Below are 15,149 nucleotides of genomic sequence, written 5' to 3'. Positions count from 1 at the left end.
TCCACCTGCCACAAACTCTCTGAGAAAACAGCTTATATGTACTACTCTTTGTCATCGCAAGTTCAGTATTCGAAATGGTTATAAGAGAATAGGAATACAGAAATCAAGTGTAGAAGAGATAAGAGACAAGCAAATCAACAACAACAGCAATACCTCCGCTTAATAGAAAAGGATTCGTCAGTGCAAACTTGTTATTCTTATTATATTCTTCATGAGCTTCCTTTGTCTGATCCATATCATCAAATTGGGAGATGTAGTTTCCCTCTTTTGTGCTTCTCCGAAAACGTTTGAACGAGTATTGGATGCCGTTGAAAAATCCAGACTCGACCACCTTCATCAGCCCGCCTGTGACTGCCAGCCCCATTCCGATAAGGAAGGAGATATTGATGATCTCCAGCTGGAACCCATCGTCGTAAAATAACGAAAATACGGCTGAAAGCAAATATATAATAAGTACTGCAAATAAAACTTTTTTCAATCATTTTCACCAACATTATTTTTTTTATAAGTATATCGAACCTTGGCGGTCATTATCAAGGGATTTTAAATATATATGCAGGAAGTTTTTAATATGCCGGAGCATTTACAAGAGGTTATATTTTCTTTAAATTCTGATAATTACTATAAATAGAAGGACGATAGAAAAATCTTTCAGAATGATATCTTCTTACCAATAAACAATATCCATTCATTTAATTGAATAAAAATTAGTCTTAGTATTAAAAAACAGTAAAAAGAATATATGAATATTATGGAAATTAATGCTATGAAAGTCACTTTTGTAAAGATTGTAACAGAAACTGAAAGGTTAATAAGTGGTCAAAACCTTGATATTACAGGGTTTACAGATAGATGTGATAATTTTGCAAAAAAACTGTTAAATTAATATTGCAATAATTTCTGTATGTTGTATAATAGAAAACGAATCTTCTGACAAATCGGAAGATAAATAAATATGAAACACGAGGAGGTCAATTTCAAGATGAAGAAAAAGTTTTCATTTCTTCTGGTGCTACTATTGGCACTAACTACATTCCTTGCTGCTTGCGGAGGAAACAATGGCAACTCTGCTAACGGCAACTCCAACTCCAACTCCGGAAACAACGGCGGCGGTGAAGGTGAAGAACAGAAAGAAGAAAGACCGCAAGTACTTAACCTGCTGGAAAGTTCTGAGATCCCATCAATGGACTCTTCTCTAGCAACTGACCAGGTTTCATTCATCGTAATGAACCAGGTATATGAAGGTCTATATCGTTTAGGTGAAAACGATGAAGCGGTTCTTGGTATGGCTGCTGAAGAGCCAACTGTTTCCGAAGACGGCAAGACTTACACTTTCAAAATCCGTGAAGATGCTGTCTGGTCCAATGGCGACCCTGTAACAGCAAACGACTTCGTTTATTCTTGGAAGAGAACTTTGAATCCTGATACTGCAGCAGAATATGCTTATATCATGTATGACATCAAAAACGCTCAAAAAGTTAACTCTGGAGAACTTCCAGTTGACGAACTTGGCGTAAAAGCTGTAGATGAGAAGACTTTTGAAGTTCAACTTGAAACTCAAGTTCCTTACTTCAAAGCATTGCTTTCTTTCGCAACTTTCTATCCGCAAAATGAAAAATTCATCACTGAACAAGGCGATCAATATGGCCTTGAAGCAAACACATCTGTTTACAATGGTCCATTCGTACTTAGCGACTGGAAACATGAGCAAAGCTTCCAGGTTAAGAAGAACCCTGACTATTGGGAAGCTGACGTAGTTAAATTGGAAGAAATCAACTGGAACATCGTTAAAGATACTGCTACAGGGGTTAACCTGTATGAAACTAACAAAGCTGACACAGTAGGATTATCAGCTGAATTCGTAGACCAGTACAAAGGTGACGAAAACTTCAAAACTCGTGAAAAGACTTCTGTTTACTTCCTTCGTCTTAACCAGAAGAATGAAGTGTTGAAAAACGTAAATGCACGTAAAGCAATCGACATGGCGTGGGACAAGGAAGGTATGGTACAAGTCCTTCTTAACAATGGTTCCATCCCTGCATACTACCTAGTTCCAAAGAACTTCGTATTCGGTCCTGATGGAGCTGACTACCGTGAAACTAACGGGAACTTCAATGAAACTGATGTTGAAGCAGCTAAAGAAGCATGGGCTAAAGCTAAAGAAGAGGAAGGGTTCGACGAAGTTTCTCTTGAACTATTGAACTACGACTCTGAAAGCTCTAAGAAAATTGGTGAGTACCTGAAAGAACAGCTTGAATCAAACCTTGAAGGACTTACTGTAACAATTTCTCAACAGCCATTCAAACAAAAGCTTGACCTAGAAACTAAAGGTGAATATGACTTCTCATTCGCAGGCTGGGGTCCGGATTATCCAGATCCAATGACATTCGTTGATATGTTCGTTACTGACGGAGCTCATAACCAAATGGCTTACTCTAACCCTGAGTATGACAAGTTGGTTGAAGATGCGAAAACTACATTGCTTGGCGATCCAGAAGCTCGTTGGGAAGCATTACTGAAAGCTGAACAGATCTTGTTCGAAGATGCAGCGATCAGCCCAATGTACCAAGCTGGTGCGTCATACCTTGAACGTCCATATGTACACGGAATCCTTAAGCATGCTTTCGGTGCTGACTTCACTTACAAATGGGCTTACATTGAGTAACATATAACCGCTCAATGAAACAAACTTTCAAAAGGAGAGTGTATGCATTGGCATACACTCTCCTTTTCCACTGAATCGTGAAAGTAATTGCAATTTAAAAAATAGATTGAAAATTTGTCGAAATAAGATATAATATGTAAGGTAGCCAAAAAATAAAAAATAGAAAAAGGGGGGCTAAAGAGTGATCAAATACACTTTGAAAAGACTTGCTTATATGTTTATTACAGTATTAATTATCGCAACAGCCACATTCTTTCTGATGAAGCTCCTTCCTGGGTCTCCACTAACAAACCAAGAAAAGCTTTCACCAGAGCAGCAGCAAATCATCCTAGATAAGTATGGTTTGAATGATCCTCTCCCAGTACAATACGTAACTTACATGACGAACTTAGCGCAAGGCGACTTAGGTTTGTCATTCCAGTACGACAATCGCCCGGTTACACAAATTATCGGTGATCGTATTGGTCCTTCCGCACAACTTGGTTTCCAAGCAATCGTACTAGGAACAATCATTGGGTTAGCTTTAGGGATTTTTGCAGCATTACGGCACAATTCCTGGATAGACTACGGTGCAACAACTTTAGCGGTGTTAGGAATTTCCATTCCATCATTCGTTTTTGCAAGTCTTCTGCAATATTGGGTTGGTGTACAACTGGAATGGTTGCCAGTTGCCCTGTGGGGAGAATTTAAACACACCATTTTACCTACTTTGGCTTTGACAGTAGGAGTTGTAGCAACCATCGCCCGTTTTGCAAGGACAGAAATGCTTGAGGTATTAGGTACTGATTATATCCTTTTGGCAAAAGCAAAAGGAATTTCCAGAAGTGCAACAATACTTAAACATGCTGTCAGAAATACATTGATTCCAATTGTAACTATATTAGGACCAATGACTGTAGGTATCATGACAGGTACACTTGTAATCGAGCAAATTTTTGCCGTTCCTGGTCTTGGTTTTCAGTTCGTCAGCTCTATCAACACGAATGACTATACGGTAATCATGGGTGTAACATTATTCTTCAGTGTCCTATTTATTGGCGTGATATTCCTGGTGGATATCCTTTATGGAATAATTGATCCTCGTATCCGTTTGGCTGGAGGGAAGAAATAATGGAAGTAAACAACAGAAAAGACCTAGAAAACTTAAATCCTGACCTCTTCCAACCTAGGCGGGCAAGTGAGTCGGAATCCGAAGTTATAGGCAGACCAAGCCTGAGTTTCTGGCATGATGCCTGGCTCAGATTATTCAAGAATAAAGGTGCCATTATTGGCCTGGTACTAATGATTCTCATTATAATTATGGCGATTATAGGCCCTAGTCTGAATGAATTCACGTATAAAGAACAAAATATCCGCCATGCAAAGCTGCCTCCTAAAATTGAAGCGCTTTCCTGGATGCCGTGGTTCGATGGTATCGACCACAATGGGGTTAATGCCTATGAAACAAGACAAGTCGAAACTAATTATTGGTTTGGGACAGATGACTTAGGACGCGATATTTTCACCAGAACATGGCAGGGAACACGAATTTCTTTATACATCGGTGTCCTTGCAGCTTTGATTGACTTAATCATTGGTATTGCTTACGGCGGTGTCTCTGGATACTACGGCGGCAGAATTGATGACTTTATGCAGCGTGTTATCGAAGTATTAGTTGGTATACCAAACTTGATCGTCGTAATACTGTTTATCCTTGTATTTGAGCCTGGATTATTCACCATTACGATGGCGATGGTAATTACCGGTTGGACCGGTATGGCGCGGATAGTCCGTGGGCAGATCCTGCAATTGAAAAATCAGGAATTTGTATTGGCTTCCCGTACACTCGGTGCGACAAGCAACCGGTTGATCTGGAAACACTTGCTTCCTAACGTCATGGGTCCTGTTATCATTACAACGATGTTTACAGTACCATCGGCCATTTTCATGGAAGCATTCCTTAGCTTTATCGGTTTGGGTATTGCTGCACCTCAAGCATCTTTGGGATCATTGGTGAATGAGGGTTACAAGTCTATCCAGTCTTACCCTCACATGATGCTGATTCCGTCTGTGGTTATCTCTATAATCATTTTAGCATTCAACCTGCTTGCCGACGGATTGCGCGATGCACTTGATCCTAAGATGCGTAAATAGTGGAAGGAGTAGAAAAAATGAGTAGAATATTAGAAGTTAATGATTTACAAGTCTCCTTCACGACATACGGGGGAGAAGTAAAAGCAGTTCGCGGAGTCGATTTTCATCTTGATAAAGGTGAAACACTCGCGATCGTTGGTGAATCAGGTTCTGGTAAGTCTGTAACAACCAAAGCGATTATGAGGCTGCTACCTAAACCAGCAGGCTTCATTAAAAACGGTGAAATGGTTTTTGAAGGCAAAGACCTGGCAAAAGCATCAGAGAGAGACATGCAAAAGATCCGCGGAAAAGACATTTCAATGATCTTCCAGGATCCAATGACATCTCTTAATCCGACAATGACTGTCGGCAAGCAGATCATGGAGCCGCTTCTGAAGCATCAGAACATGAGTAAGTCAGATGCGAAAAAGCGTACAATCGAATTGTTAAAGCTTGTCGGACTTCCGAATCCTGAAGGGCGTTTCAAGCAGTATCCCCACCAGTTCTCAGGCGGTCAAAGGCAGCGTGTCGTTATTGCGATCGCACTTGCATGTAATCCTAAGATTCTTATCGCGGATGAACCTACTACTGCACTGGACGTTACAATCCAGGCTCAGATCCTTGAATTGATGAAGGATCTGCAGAACAAAATTGACACATCCATCATTTTCATTACTCATGATCTTGGTGTTGTGGCAAACGTTGCTGATCGTGTTGCTGTCATGTACGGCGGACAGATTGTGGAATCTGGAACAGTGGATGAAATTTTCTATGATCCGAGACATCCTTATACTTGGGGGCTTGTGGCATCTATGCCTACACTTGATACAGAAACTGGCCAAGAGCTGAAAGCGATCCCTGGTACTCCTCCTGATCTGATGAACCCTCCAAAAGGAGATGCGTTCGCACTCAGAAGTGAGTATGCACTGAAAATTGATTTCGAACAAGAACCACCGACTTATAAAGTGTCTGATACACACTTCGTCAAATCTTGGTTGCTGCATCCTGATGCTCCAAATGTCGAGCCGCCGGAAGCTGTTAAAGTGAGACAGCGCAAAATGCCTTCCAACTATGATGAGCCGGTATTATTTGAGGAGGTTCGCTCATAATGGCTGAAAAATTACTAGAAATTAAGAACTTAAAACAATACTTTAACCCTGGAAAACCCAACATGGTCAAAGCAGTGGATGATATCTCTTTTGACATCTACAAAGGGGAAACATTGGGGCTGGTTGGTGAGTCCGGATGCGGTAAATCCACTACAGGACGTACCATCATCCGCCTTTATGATGCCACTGACGGACAGGTTTTGTTTGAAGGTGAAGACGTTCATGGGAAAAAATCCCGTAAGGAACTGAAAAAGTTCAACCGGAAAATGCAGATGATTTTCCAGGATCCTTACGCTTCATTGAACCCCCGTATGAAGGTAGCTGATTTGATCGCTGAAGGAATCGATATTCACGGTCTTGCTACTTCTTCAGAAGCGCGGTTGAAAAAAGTCCATGAACTTCTTGAAACGGTTGGTCTGAATAAAGAGCACGCAAACCGCTACCCGCATGAATTCTCAGGCGGTCAGCGCCAGCGTATCGGTATTGCCAGGGCCCTTGCAGTAGATCCTGACTTCATCATTGCGGATGAGCCGATCTCAGCACTTGACGTTTCAATCCAGGCTCAGGTTGTTAACTTGATGAAAGACCTTCAGCGTGAAAAAGGTTTAACATATCTTTTCATTGCCCATGACCTTTCAATGGTTAAATACATCAGTGACAGAATCGGAGTTATGTATTTTGGTAAGCTTGTAGAACTGGCGCCAAGTGATGCGTTATATAAGAATCCGCTTCACCCATATACACAATCGCTTCTGTCTGCCATACCGCTTCCTGACCCGGACTATGAACGTTCCAGAAAGCGTAAAACCTATGATCCTGCAGTCCACAATTATACCGAAAGTGATGATTTGGAACTTCGTGAAGTTGCACCAGGTCACTTTGTATATTGTTCTGAAAAGGAATTCGCTCAATATAAAGCACAATACAAACAATAATATAGAAGACCTCAGATTTTATCTGAGGTCTTTTTATATGCATACCCCGGCAGATGCCTCTTAAACGGTTGTGATTTGATTCCCCAGGAAATCTCGCTTTTAGTCAGTAAAAATGTTTTATATATTGCTCATTCACTGGTAAAATAGGGTATATAATATAAAAATTACGAAATTAGTAAACTATCACTAAAATGTTAAGGGGAGAGGTTAATTTTGAAATTTAGAAGTGCAATGACAGCGATGGGGATATCAGTCCTCTGTCTCTTGCCGTTTACCAGCGCAAGTGCTGAGGAGACAGAAGGGAAGACAATGCAGAAACACTCATCCATTGAGCTTGGTTTACAGGAAAAGTCACTGCCTAAGCAAATGTCCCGTTTCATCTATGATTCAGGCCTGGAATTTACATATCCGGATGCTGTCAGGGGTGTTTATGTAACAGGGCACTCTGCGGGCGGCGGCCGTTTTGATACTTTGATAGACTTAATTGATAATACTGACTTGAATGCCATGGTAATTGATATCAAGGATGACTGGGGTAACATCACCTACCAGACAGAGGAATCCGAATATAAAGGTATTGGCAAGCCCTATATAAAGGATCCTGTCGAAGTACTCAAAAAGATGGAAGAAAAGCAGATCTATCCTATTGCCAGGGTAGTAGTATTCAAAGATTCCGTATTGTCAAAGGCAAAGCCTGAGCTCTCCTATATGGAAGGCAATGAAGTATGGAAAAACGGAAGGGGAGAATCCTTCGTTAATCCGTTCCTGAAAGAAGTCTGGGATTATAATGTGGGCATTGCCATTGAAGCAGCCAAGATGGGATTCCAGGAAATCCAATTTGACTATGTCCGCTTCCCGGAAGGCTTTGAAAAGAGAGACACGGAACTGAAATACAGCATGGGGGAATATGCTGATTTAGATGAAGACAATGTTCAAAAAAGGGTTCATGCAGTAACAGATTTTGTGGCATATGCAAAAGAGCAGCTCGAGCCTTATGGGGTTGATGTTTCAGTTGATATCTTCGGTTATACGGCTACATTACCGGAAGCCCCTGGAATCGGCCAGAATTTCTCAAAGATCTCTGAACATGTCGATGTCATTTCTTCGATGATCTATCCTAGTCATTGGACTTCCTATTTCGGGATAGCCAAACCAGATCTTGAACCTTATAAGTTGATTACCGAGTATGCGAAACTTGAGAACAAAAAGCTTGCTGAACTGGAAAATCCTCCGGTTTCCCGCCCTTGGCTGCAGGACTTTACAGCGTCTTATCTTGGGTCGGGTAATTATAAACAGTATGGCAAAGCCGAAGTCGAAGCACAGATCAAAGCACTTAAAGAGCAGGGAATCAATGAATATCTCCTATGGAATGCGGGAAATACCTATACAGAAAATGTGGATTTCACACCTTGATTTCCCCTGAAAGCCGGCAGTGCAAGCTGTCGGTTTTTTGCTGATGTCCGGCCGGCACAGCCGCATATGATTTGACTTTTACTCTCAGTACGATAGAATTAAATTGGTAATAAAAACCGCTTTACATCCACTTTTTTATCCCACTTACTGCCTTCGCATCTTCCTGAAGGCAATCAATATCCCTAGAATACAAATAATATCCAGGCTTTGCTTTCCCGTTTTGTTTTTTGAAGGCAGGAAATAATAAATGTGTATTGTGGATAAGCGACATAAGTTGACTTAATTAAACAAAAGGAGTAGATCCATGCATTGGTATGAGAAGTTAAATCAATATTTCCCTGTAGAAGAAATGAAATCAAAAGAACATATGGAAACATTGCTCAAAGAACGCAGTGATATCTATCATAAGGACGAAGATGAGTACCATGTGTTGATGTACGCCGAGCTCAAAGATTTTATATTCATTGATTATCTGTTTGTGTCCTCAAAAGCAAGAGGACAAGGACTCGGGCATAAGCTGATTGAAAAATTAAAGAAAAAGGGAAAACCAATCATTCTTGAAGTTGAACCTGTTGATTATGAAGATACAGATTCCGAAAAGAGACTGAGGTTTTATAAGAGGGAAGGTTTCGAACACGCTTCCAGCATCGGGTACCGCAGAAGGTCCCTTGCCACACATGAAATCAACGAAATGGAAATCTTATATTGGGCACCTGAAAATGAATCTGAGGAATTGGTTTATCAATCCATGATCAAAACCTATGAACTGATTCATACCTATAAAGACACAAAATTTTATGGTGCATCTTATCAGCCGGCAGATGAAGTATTAAATATTGAAGAAGACAAGAACACAGATATCCTGAAGGATATTTGAATGAGAAAGCCTTATTGAATTTTTCAATAAGGCTTTTCTATTCTCAAGTAAGAATAAATGCACAAAAAATGTTTTAAGTGTTATAGAATCGGGTATTTGTTAAATGAAACAAAAGTTATGTAAATGCTTGCATCTATCATTGACAATTTAGTTAAAACTATATTCAAGTTACCTTTTTTCATGTATAATACATAAGAGAGATTTCTTCTTTAAATTAATTATTAAATAAGAAACCTTTATTTAAAAGAAACCTCTACTTGTAAAAAAATAAGTCTTAATAATATAAGGGAGTGTGAATGGTTCATGGTAACTTTGTTCACTTCACCTAGTTGTACATCCTGCCGTAAGGCGAAAGCTTGGTTAGAAGATCATGAAATTCCATATAAAGAGAGAAATGTATTCTCAGAACCGTTAAGCATTGATGAGATCAAAGAAATCTTAAGAATGACGGAAGACGGTACAGATGAAATCATCTCTACTCGATCTAAGACATTCCAAAAGCTGAATGTTGAACTCGATGCTCTTCCGCTGCAGAATCTTTTCGAACTTATCCAGCAAAATCCTGGTTTGCTTCGCAGACCAATTATTATGGACGAAAAGAGACTTCAAGTAGGATATAATGAAGATGAAATCCGTCGTTTTCTTCCGCGTAAAGTGCGTACATTCCAATTGCTTGAAGCACAGCGTATGGTCAACTAATATATTTTTATTCCTTCATGCCCAGGCATGGAGGTTTTTTTTGTGTGATCTTTGTTGCTATTCAATATGGTCCATTCACCATGCCTTTATACAAAATGTTGAAAAAGAGAAGGAGAAGAGATGAATAATTTATTGCAAGGGAAAAATTCTCTATACTGGCTGGCCAAATGGAGAATCCCGACAGCTGCAATCAATATGAAGACAGGCTTTTAATTGCCTATTGAAATGTTTTAAAGCATAGGACATAGGATAACTTAGTAATAAGGGAGAAGCACTAAAACTTGAATTCTCAGTGAATTTAAGCTAAAATAACCAAAACACTGGAATGTATTTGGTTTTACTATGATTGAAAAATAGGCATATTTTTAATTCCATTTCTGTATGTTTTATCATAAAATAAGAGTACAAGGTATAAACTAATTCAACTGCTCAGGATATGGCAATAATTCAGGGCATGCTTCACTGTCACCGGCATTCAAGGGAATGGCAAAATGAATGCTGAGGGCCAGGAAGAGAGATTAGTTAAACAGTCTACATCATTTTCAGAGCTGATGGCTCAGGGGTGCAGTCCCTTCACCAAATTGAACAGAAGGGAGAGGTGTTTGATGGAGATAGAACGTATTAATGACAATACTGTAAAGTTTTATATTTCATATGGCGATATAGAGGAAAGAGGCTTCGACCGGGAAGAAATCTGGTATAACCGCGAACGAAGCGAAGAGCTTTTCTGGGAGATGATGGATGAAGTCCATCAGGAAGAGAACTTTACGATTGAAGGTCCATTATGGATTCAAGTACAAGCTCTCGACAAAGGTCTCGAGGTTTTGGTAACACGTGCACAAGTCACCAAAGATGGACAGAAATTTGAGCTGCCGATTCCGGAAGACAAAATGAAGGACCTGCCTGTTGATGAGCGGATTGAAGACTTTCTTGATCAACACTTCCAAATGAAACAGGATCAGGAAGATCAAGAAGGATCACTTGAATTCACGATTAAATTCAAGGATTTTGAAGATGTCATATCACTATCCAAGAAAATGGCAGCCTCTGTATATGAGCATCTTTCTACAAAATTGTTTTCCTTTGAAGGAACTTATTACCTTCACATTGAGTTTTCAGATGAACACTTTACAGAGGAAGAAATCGATAATGTATTGAGCATAATGCTTGAATACGCGGATGAGTCCAGCTTGACTGTACATCGGTTGAGTGAATACGGTACATCCATCATGGATGAGGATGTATTCAACACAGTAACCAAACATTTCAGTTAAATAATATATCACTCATCGCATTCTCTGCCGGAGGATGCGTTATTTTTTGTGAAAAGGCTGTTTACGCATATATTTTAGCTTTCGGAGAAATTCCATGTACCGGATTTTCCGCTGTAGTCCAAGGTCTTTCACTCGAAAAAGGGAGAGTAGCTCTTTTCTTTCTTGCTTACCGGGGTTTTTACCGCGAATTATCAATATATATTGGAAATTTATATTGAGCAGCAACAAAGTCTATAAAAAGAGCCTATGAAAAAGAAGGAAAAGCGCGGGTTATCTAGAATTTTATAGGGACAGGAGGTGAATCATGCTGACAGCATTAAACAATCGAAAAGAAATAGTCTCGCTTTTTCGATTATCAATTGAACAGATTAGAATGATAAAAGGACATAATTTCGTTTGTCCTCAATGCGGTTCCCCGGTTACCATCAAAGCTGGAGAGATTAAGATCCCCCATTTTGCCCATGTTTCGGGTACCCGATGTGAAGGCAGCCATGAACCAGAGACAGCCCGCCATCTCAAAGGGAAAATTCAGCTTTTCCATCATTTTTCTTCATTCCTTGACGAAGTTTCATTAGAGCGCTATTTCCCTTCCATCAGACAAAGACCGGATGTGTTCATTCAACTGGATAAGAGGCATTTTGCTATTGAGTATCAATGTACCCCAATCAGCAGTGCCGCCTTTGCTGAAAGGACTTCCGGATACCTCAGCAGAGGGATAGATCCAATTTGGATTTTAGGGAAACCTGTGAAGGCAAATGGTGCAGAAACTTTGCTGTTATCCAGCTTTCAGCAAAATTTCATCAGATACAGCGTTCATGCAGGTTACTGGCTGGCTCTTTATAACAGCTCTACGGAAACCATCTACTTTTATTTCAATCTTTTCCCTTTATCAGTGAACATATTTACCTTCAATCTTTATTCCGTTCCTCTTACCTCCATACCTTTTCCATTCCAGCTTCCCTTTAATAACGAAAACCGTCAACAAAGTGAACGTTTTACAGCATCCCAAGATTCTTGGAAGCAATGCAAAATTAAATATAACCGGGGAGTGAACGATTTGTTGTTGAGATCTCTCTATTTAAACCGTGATCATCTAATGGCACTCCCTGTATTTATTGGGTTACCCTGTGAGCATATGCTCCTTTTCAAAAGCAATCCGATCGAGTGGCAGTATTACCTCTGGTGTGATGTGCTTAAGGGAAAGGCGGCAGGTGAAAAAGTACATCTGTCTGATTTCATTAATTGCCTGAAGCGCAGAGAAGAGGGTGGCTTTATTCAGTATCGAAAGCTTCCCCTCATAGAAGAAGAATTAAGAAAGAAAGCCCTGCAAAATTACTTAATGGTTTTGGAAGAAAGAGACATAATAAAAAAAGTCTCCTGTTATGAATATTTACTTCTGCAATCACATACTAAATAACGTTAAGACTCTATGGCTAAAATCTGGTTTACTTTGTGAAAAAACCCATCTCTTGCAGGATTTTCTTTTTTGATAGAGAATGTAAGAGGGTAGGTTTAATTTCGAAAAGCGAAAGAATGGAGGATACATATGGCAAACGAAACAGCAGTAAAGAGTCTCCCGAATCGTAAGGATATCAAGGAAGAATTGACATGGAGGCTTGAAGATATTTTTGCAAGCGATGAGGTATGGGAAAAAGAGTATAAAGAGGTACAGGAACTGATCAAAGAAGCAGGTAAATACCAAGGTACGCTATCTGAGAGTCCAGAACAGCTTTATAAAGCTTTGAAGTTCCAGGATGAGGTATCCGAAAGAATGGGAAGGTTGTACTCTTATTCCCATATGAGATATGACCAGGATACAACCAATTCATATTATCAAGGACTTGATGACAGGGCAAAAACGCTGTATACACAGTTATCAAGCTCTTTTGCTTATCTTGTCCCAGAGGTGCTTGCGATTGAAGAGAGTCAGTTGAACAGCTTCCTGGAGCAGAATAAGGACTTGCAGCTTTATAAGCATGCACTTGAAGAGATTAATTTGCAGCGCCCTCATATCCTGACAGCTGAACAGGAAGCGCTTCTTGCCCAGGCATCTGAGGTACTGGGAGCTTCAGCCAATACATTCGGTATGCTGAATAATGCCGATATGGAATTCCCCAGCATCAAAGATGAAAACGGTGAAGAAGTAGAAATCACTCACGGCCGTTACATCCGTTTTCTTGAAAGTGATGATCGCCGTGTCAGGGAAGACGCATTCAAAGCAGTTTATAAGACGTATGGGAAATTTCAAAATACATTCTCAAGCACTTTAAGCGGCACAGTTAAAAAAGACAATTTCAGCGCGCAGGTAAGGAACTATGATTCTGCCCGTCATGCGGCGCTTTCTGCAAATAATATCCCTGAAACAGTATATGAAAATCTGGTGAAGACGGTAAATGATAATCTGCATCTGCTTCACAGATATGTCAAGCTGCGCAAGAAAGTACTTGGTCTTGATAAGCTTCATATGTATGACCTTTATACACCGCTTGTAAAAGAAGTGAAAATGGATATTCCTTATGAAGAGGCCAAGGATATGATCCTGGAAGGTTTGACACCGCTTGGTGATGAGTACATCAATCTGTTGAAAGAAGGGTTTGAAAACCGATGGGTCGATGTCGTTGAAAACAAAGGCAAAAGAAGCGGCGCGTACTCTTCTGGTGCATACGGAACTAACCCGTATATCCTGATGAACTGGCAGGATAACGTCAATAACTTGTTTACTTTGGCTCATGAATTCGGCCACAGTATTCACAGTTATTACACAAGAAAATCCCAGCCATATCCTTATGGAAATTATTCCATTTTCGTTGCAGAGGTAGCTTCAACTTGCAATGAATCATTGTTGAATAACTATCTGCTCAACACAATTGACGATGAGAAAAAGCGTTTATACCTATTGAACCATTACCTTGAAGGGTTCAGGGGGACAGTATTCAGACAGACCATGTTTGCCGAATTCGAACATATCATTCACAAAAAAGCTCAAGAAGGCGAAGCCCTTACGGCCGAAATGCTGACAAAGGAGTACTATGAATTGAACAAAAAGTACTTCGGGGATGAAGAAATTTCTATCGATGAAGAAATAGGTCTTGAGTGGGCGCGAATTCCGCATTTCTATTACAATTACTATGTATATCAATATGCTACAGGCTTCAGTGCTGCAACAGCATTGAGCAAGCAGATCCTTGAGGAAGGCCAGCCTGCAGTCGAAAGGTATATCGAGTTCCTTAAATCGGGAAGTTCTGACTATCCAATCGAAGTATTGAAAAAAGCCGGAGTTGACATGACAGTATCGCAGCCGATTGAAGAAGCGATGAAAGTATTTGAAGAAAATCTGATTGAGATGGAAAAAATGTTATCTTAATAGTATGAGGAAAAGGGCCATGATGTTGAATCATGAGCCCTTTTTGGTCATAATATTCAAAGACAGCTATTTAGAAATCCTAGATATCCACTGGGATAAAGAGTGTTAAAATGGTCGGAAATCCAAGTTACAACCTGGATTTCCGACCATTTTGTGGCTCTTTTGCAATGTTGATGTCCTTAAAACTGGTAGTCAAGACAGGTATGGGTCTCTTTTGCAATGTTTTTGTCCTTGAAACTGGGAGTCAAGACAGGTATGGGTCTCTTAGGCAGTGTTGATGTCCTTGAAACTGGAATTCAAGACGTGTTTGGGTCTCTTTTGCAATGGTGATGTCCTTGAAACTGAGATTCAAGACAGGTATGGGTCTCTTAGGCAGTGTTGATGTCCTTGAAACTGGAATTCAAGACGTGTTTGGGTCTCTTTTGCAATGGTGATGTCCTTGAAACTGGGAGTCAAGACGTGTTTAGGTCTCTTTTGCAGTGTTGATGTCCTTGAAACTGGGAGTCAAGACGTGTTTTGGTCTCTTTTGCAATGGTGATGTCCTTGAAACTGGGAGTCAAGACAGGTACGGGGCTCTTAGGCAGCGTTGATGTCCTTGAAACTGGGAGTCAAGACAGGTATGGGGCTCTTAGGCAGTGTTGATGTCCTTGAAACTGGAACTCAAGACAGGTTAGGAGCTCATTTGCAGTGTTGATGTCCTT

The 15,149-nt window shown here is 40.2% G+C and carries 12 protein-coding genes and 1 other annotated feature (1 of these 13 running past the window's edge); of the genes, 11 read left to right on the top strand and 1 reads right to left on the bottom strand.

Going from position 1 to position 15,149, the window contains the following annotated elements; genetic code table 11:
- Window positions 1–64 (bottom strand) — a binding site (T-box leader); it reaches 161 nt to the left of the window's first position.
- 39 nt (window positions 65–103) lie between these two features.
- A complete protein-coding gene (locus D3H55_RS07670; protein ID WP_119546315.1) occupies window positions 104–478 on the bottom strand; it encodes a DUF3899 domain-containing protein in 375 nt (124 codons plus the stop codon).
- 504 nt (window positions 479–982) lie between these two features.
- Here D3H55_RS07670 and D3H55_RS07665 point away from each other — a divergent pair.
- The 11 genes from D3H55_RS07665 (at window position 983) to pepF (ending at window position 14,448) form a co-directional block, all read left to right on the top strand.
- Window positions 983–2,665, top strand: a complete 1,683-nt coding sequence (locus tag D3H55_RS07665; protein WP_119546314.1) for a peptide ABC transporter substrate-binding protein — start codon at window positions 983–985, stop codon at window positions 2,663–2,665.
- A gap of 181 nt (window positions 2,666–2,846) precedes the next feature.
- Window positions 2,847–3,776, top strand: coding sequence for an oligopeptide ABC transporter permease (gene opp3b / locus D3H55_RS07660; RefSeq protein WP_119546313.1), 930 nt, complete (start codon window positions 2,847–2,849; stop codon window positions 3,774–3,776).
- On the top strand, window positions 3,776–4,798 hold the full coding sequence (gene opp3C / locus D3H55_RS07655) for an oligopeptide ABC transporter permease (protein WP_119546312.1): 1,023 nt from the start codon (window positions 3,776–3,778) through the stop codon (window positions 4,796–4,798). The genes opp3b and opp3C overlap by 1 nt, the downstream gene beginning before the upstream one ends.
- Window positions 4,799–4,815: 17 nt before the next feature.
- A complete protein-coding gene (locus D3H55_RS07650) occupies window positions 4,816–5,886 on the top strand; it encodes an ABC transporter ATP-binding protein (RefSeq protein ID WP_119546311.1) in 1,071 nt (356 codons plus the stop codon).
- On the top strand, window positions 5,886–6,821 hold the full coding sequence (locus D3H55_RS07645) for an ABC transporter ATP-binding protein (RefSeq protein ID WP_119546310.1): 936 nt from the start codon (window positions 5,886–5,888) through the stop codon (window positions 6,819–6,821). Before D3H55_RS07650 ends, D3H55_RS07645 begins: the two co-directional genes overlap by 1 nt.
- Window positions 6,822–7,052: 231 nt before the next feature.
- On the top strand, window positions 7,053–8,234 hold the full coding sequence (locus D3H55_RS07640) for a putative glycoside hydrolase (protein ID WP_119546411.1): 1,182 nt from the start codon (window positions 7,053–7,055) through the stop codon (window positions 8,232–8,234).
- A 304-nt stretch (window positions 8,235–8,538) separates the two neighbouring features.
- Window positions 8,539–9,111, top strand: coding sequence for a GNAT family N-acetyltransferase (locus tag D3H55_RS07635; RefSeq protein ID WP_119546309.1), 573 nt, complete (start codon window positions 8,539–8,541; stop codon window positions 9,109–9,111).
- A 303-nt stretch (window positions 9,112–9,414) separates the two neighbouring features.
- Window positions 9,415–9,810, top strand: a complete 396-nt coding sequence (gene spxA, locus D3H55_RS07630) for a transcriptional regulator SpxA (protein ID WP_113930503.1) — start codon at window positions 9,415–9,417, stop codon at window positions 9,808–9,810.
- Between the two features lie 605 nt (window positions 9,811–10,415).
- Window positions 10,416–11,084 (top strand): adaptor protein MecA, encoded by a 669-nt coding sequence (mecA, locus tag D3H55_RS07625; RefSeq protein ID WP_119546410.1) that lies wholly within the window; start codon window positions 10,416–10,418, stop codon window positions 11,082–11,084.
- 304 nt (window positions 11,085–11,388) lie between these two features.
- On the top strand, window positions 11,389–12,501 hold the full coding sequence (locus tag D3H55_RS07620) for a competence protein CoiA (protein ID WP_119546308.1): 1,113 nt from the start codon (window positions 11,389–11,391) through the stop codon (window positions 12,499–12,501).
- 129 nt (window positions 12,502–12,630) lie between these two features.
- Entirely contained in the window at window positions 12,631–14,448 is a 1,818-nt protein-coding gene (gene pepF, locus D3H55_RS07615) for an oligoendopeptidase F (protein ID WP_119546307.1), read from the top strand.
- Window positions 14,449–15,149 lie beyond the last annotated feature (701 nt).

The sequence above is a fragment of the Bacillus salacetis genome, from assembly GCF_003581585.1.
GTDB classification, from domain to species: domain Bacteria; phylum Bacillota; class Bacilli; order Bacillales; family Bacillaceae_B; genus Rossellomorea; species Rossellomorea salacetis.
This window is presented reverse-complemented; position numbering and strand designations above follow the sequence as displayed.

Coding starts and splice junctions, on each gene's coding strand:
- D3H55_RS07665 (WP_119546314.1), top strand. CDS start 983: ATGAAGAAAAAGTTTTCATTTCTTCTGGTGCTACTATTGGCACTAACT.
- opp3C (WP_119546312.1), top strand. CDS start 3,776: ATGGAAGTAAACAACAGAAAAGACCTAGAAAACTTAAATCCTGACCTC.
- D3H55_RS07650 (WP_119546311.1), top strand. CDS start 4,816: ATGAGTAGAATATTAGAAGTTAATGATTTACAAGTCTCCTTCACGACA.
- D3H55_RS07645 (WP_119546310.1), top strand. CDS start 5,886: ATGGCTGAAAAATTACTAGAAATTAAGAACTTAAAACAATACTTTAAC.
- D3H55_RS07640 (WP_119546411.1), top strand. CDS start 7,053: ATGACAGCGATGGGGATATCAGTCCTCTGTCTCTTGCCGTTTACCAGC.
- D3H55_RS07635 (WP_119546309.1), top strand. CDS start 8,539: ATGCATTGGTATGAGAAGTTAAATCAATATTTCCCTGTAGAAGAAATG.
- spxA (WP_113930503.1), top strand. CDS start 9,415: ATGGTAACTTTGTTCACTTCACCTAGTTGTACATCCTGCCGTAAGGCG.
- mecA (WP_119546410.1), top strand. CDS start 10,416: ATGGAGATAGAACGTATTAATGACAATACTGTAAAGTTTTATATTTCA.
- D3H55_RS07620 (WP_119546308.1), top strand. CDS start 11,389: ATGCTGACAGCATTAAACAATCGAAAAGAAATAGTCTCGCTTTTTCGA.
- pepF (WP_119546307.1), top strand. CDS start 12,631: ATGGCAAACGAAACAGCAGTAAAGAGTCTCCCGAATCGTAAGGATATC.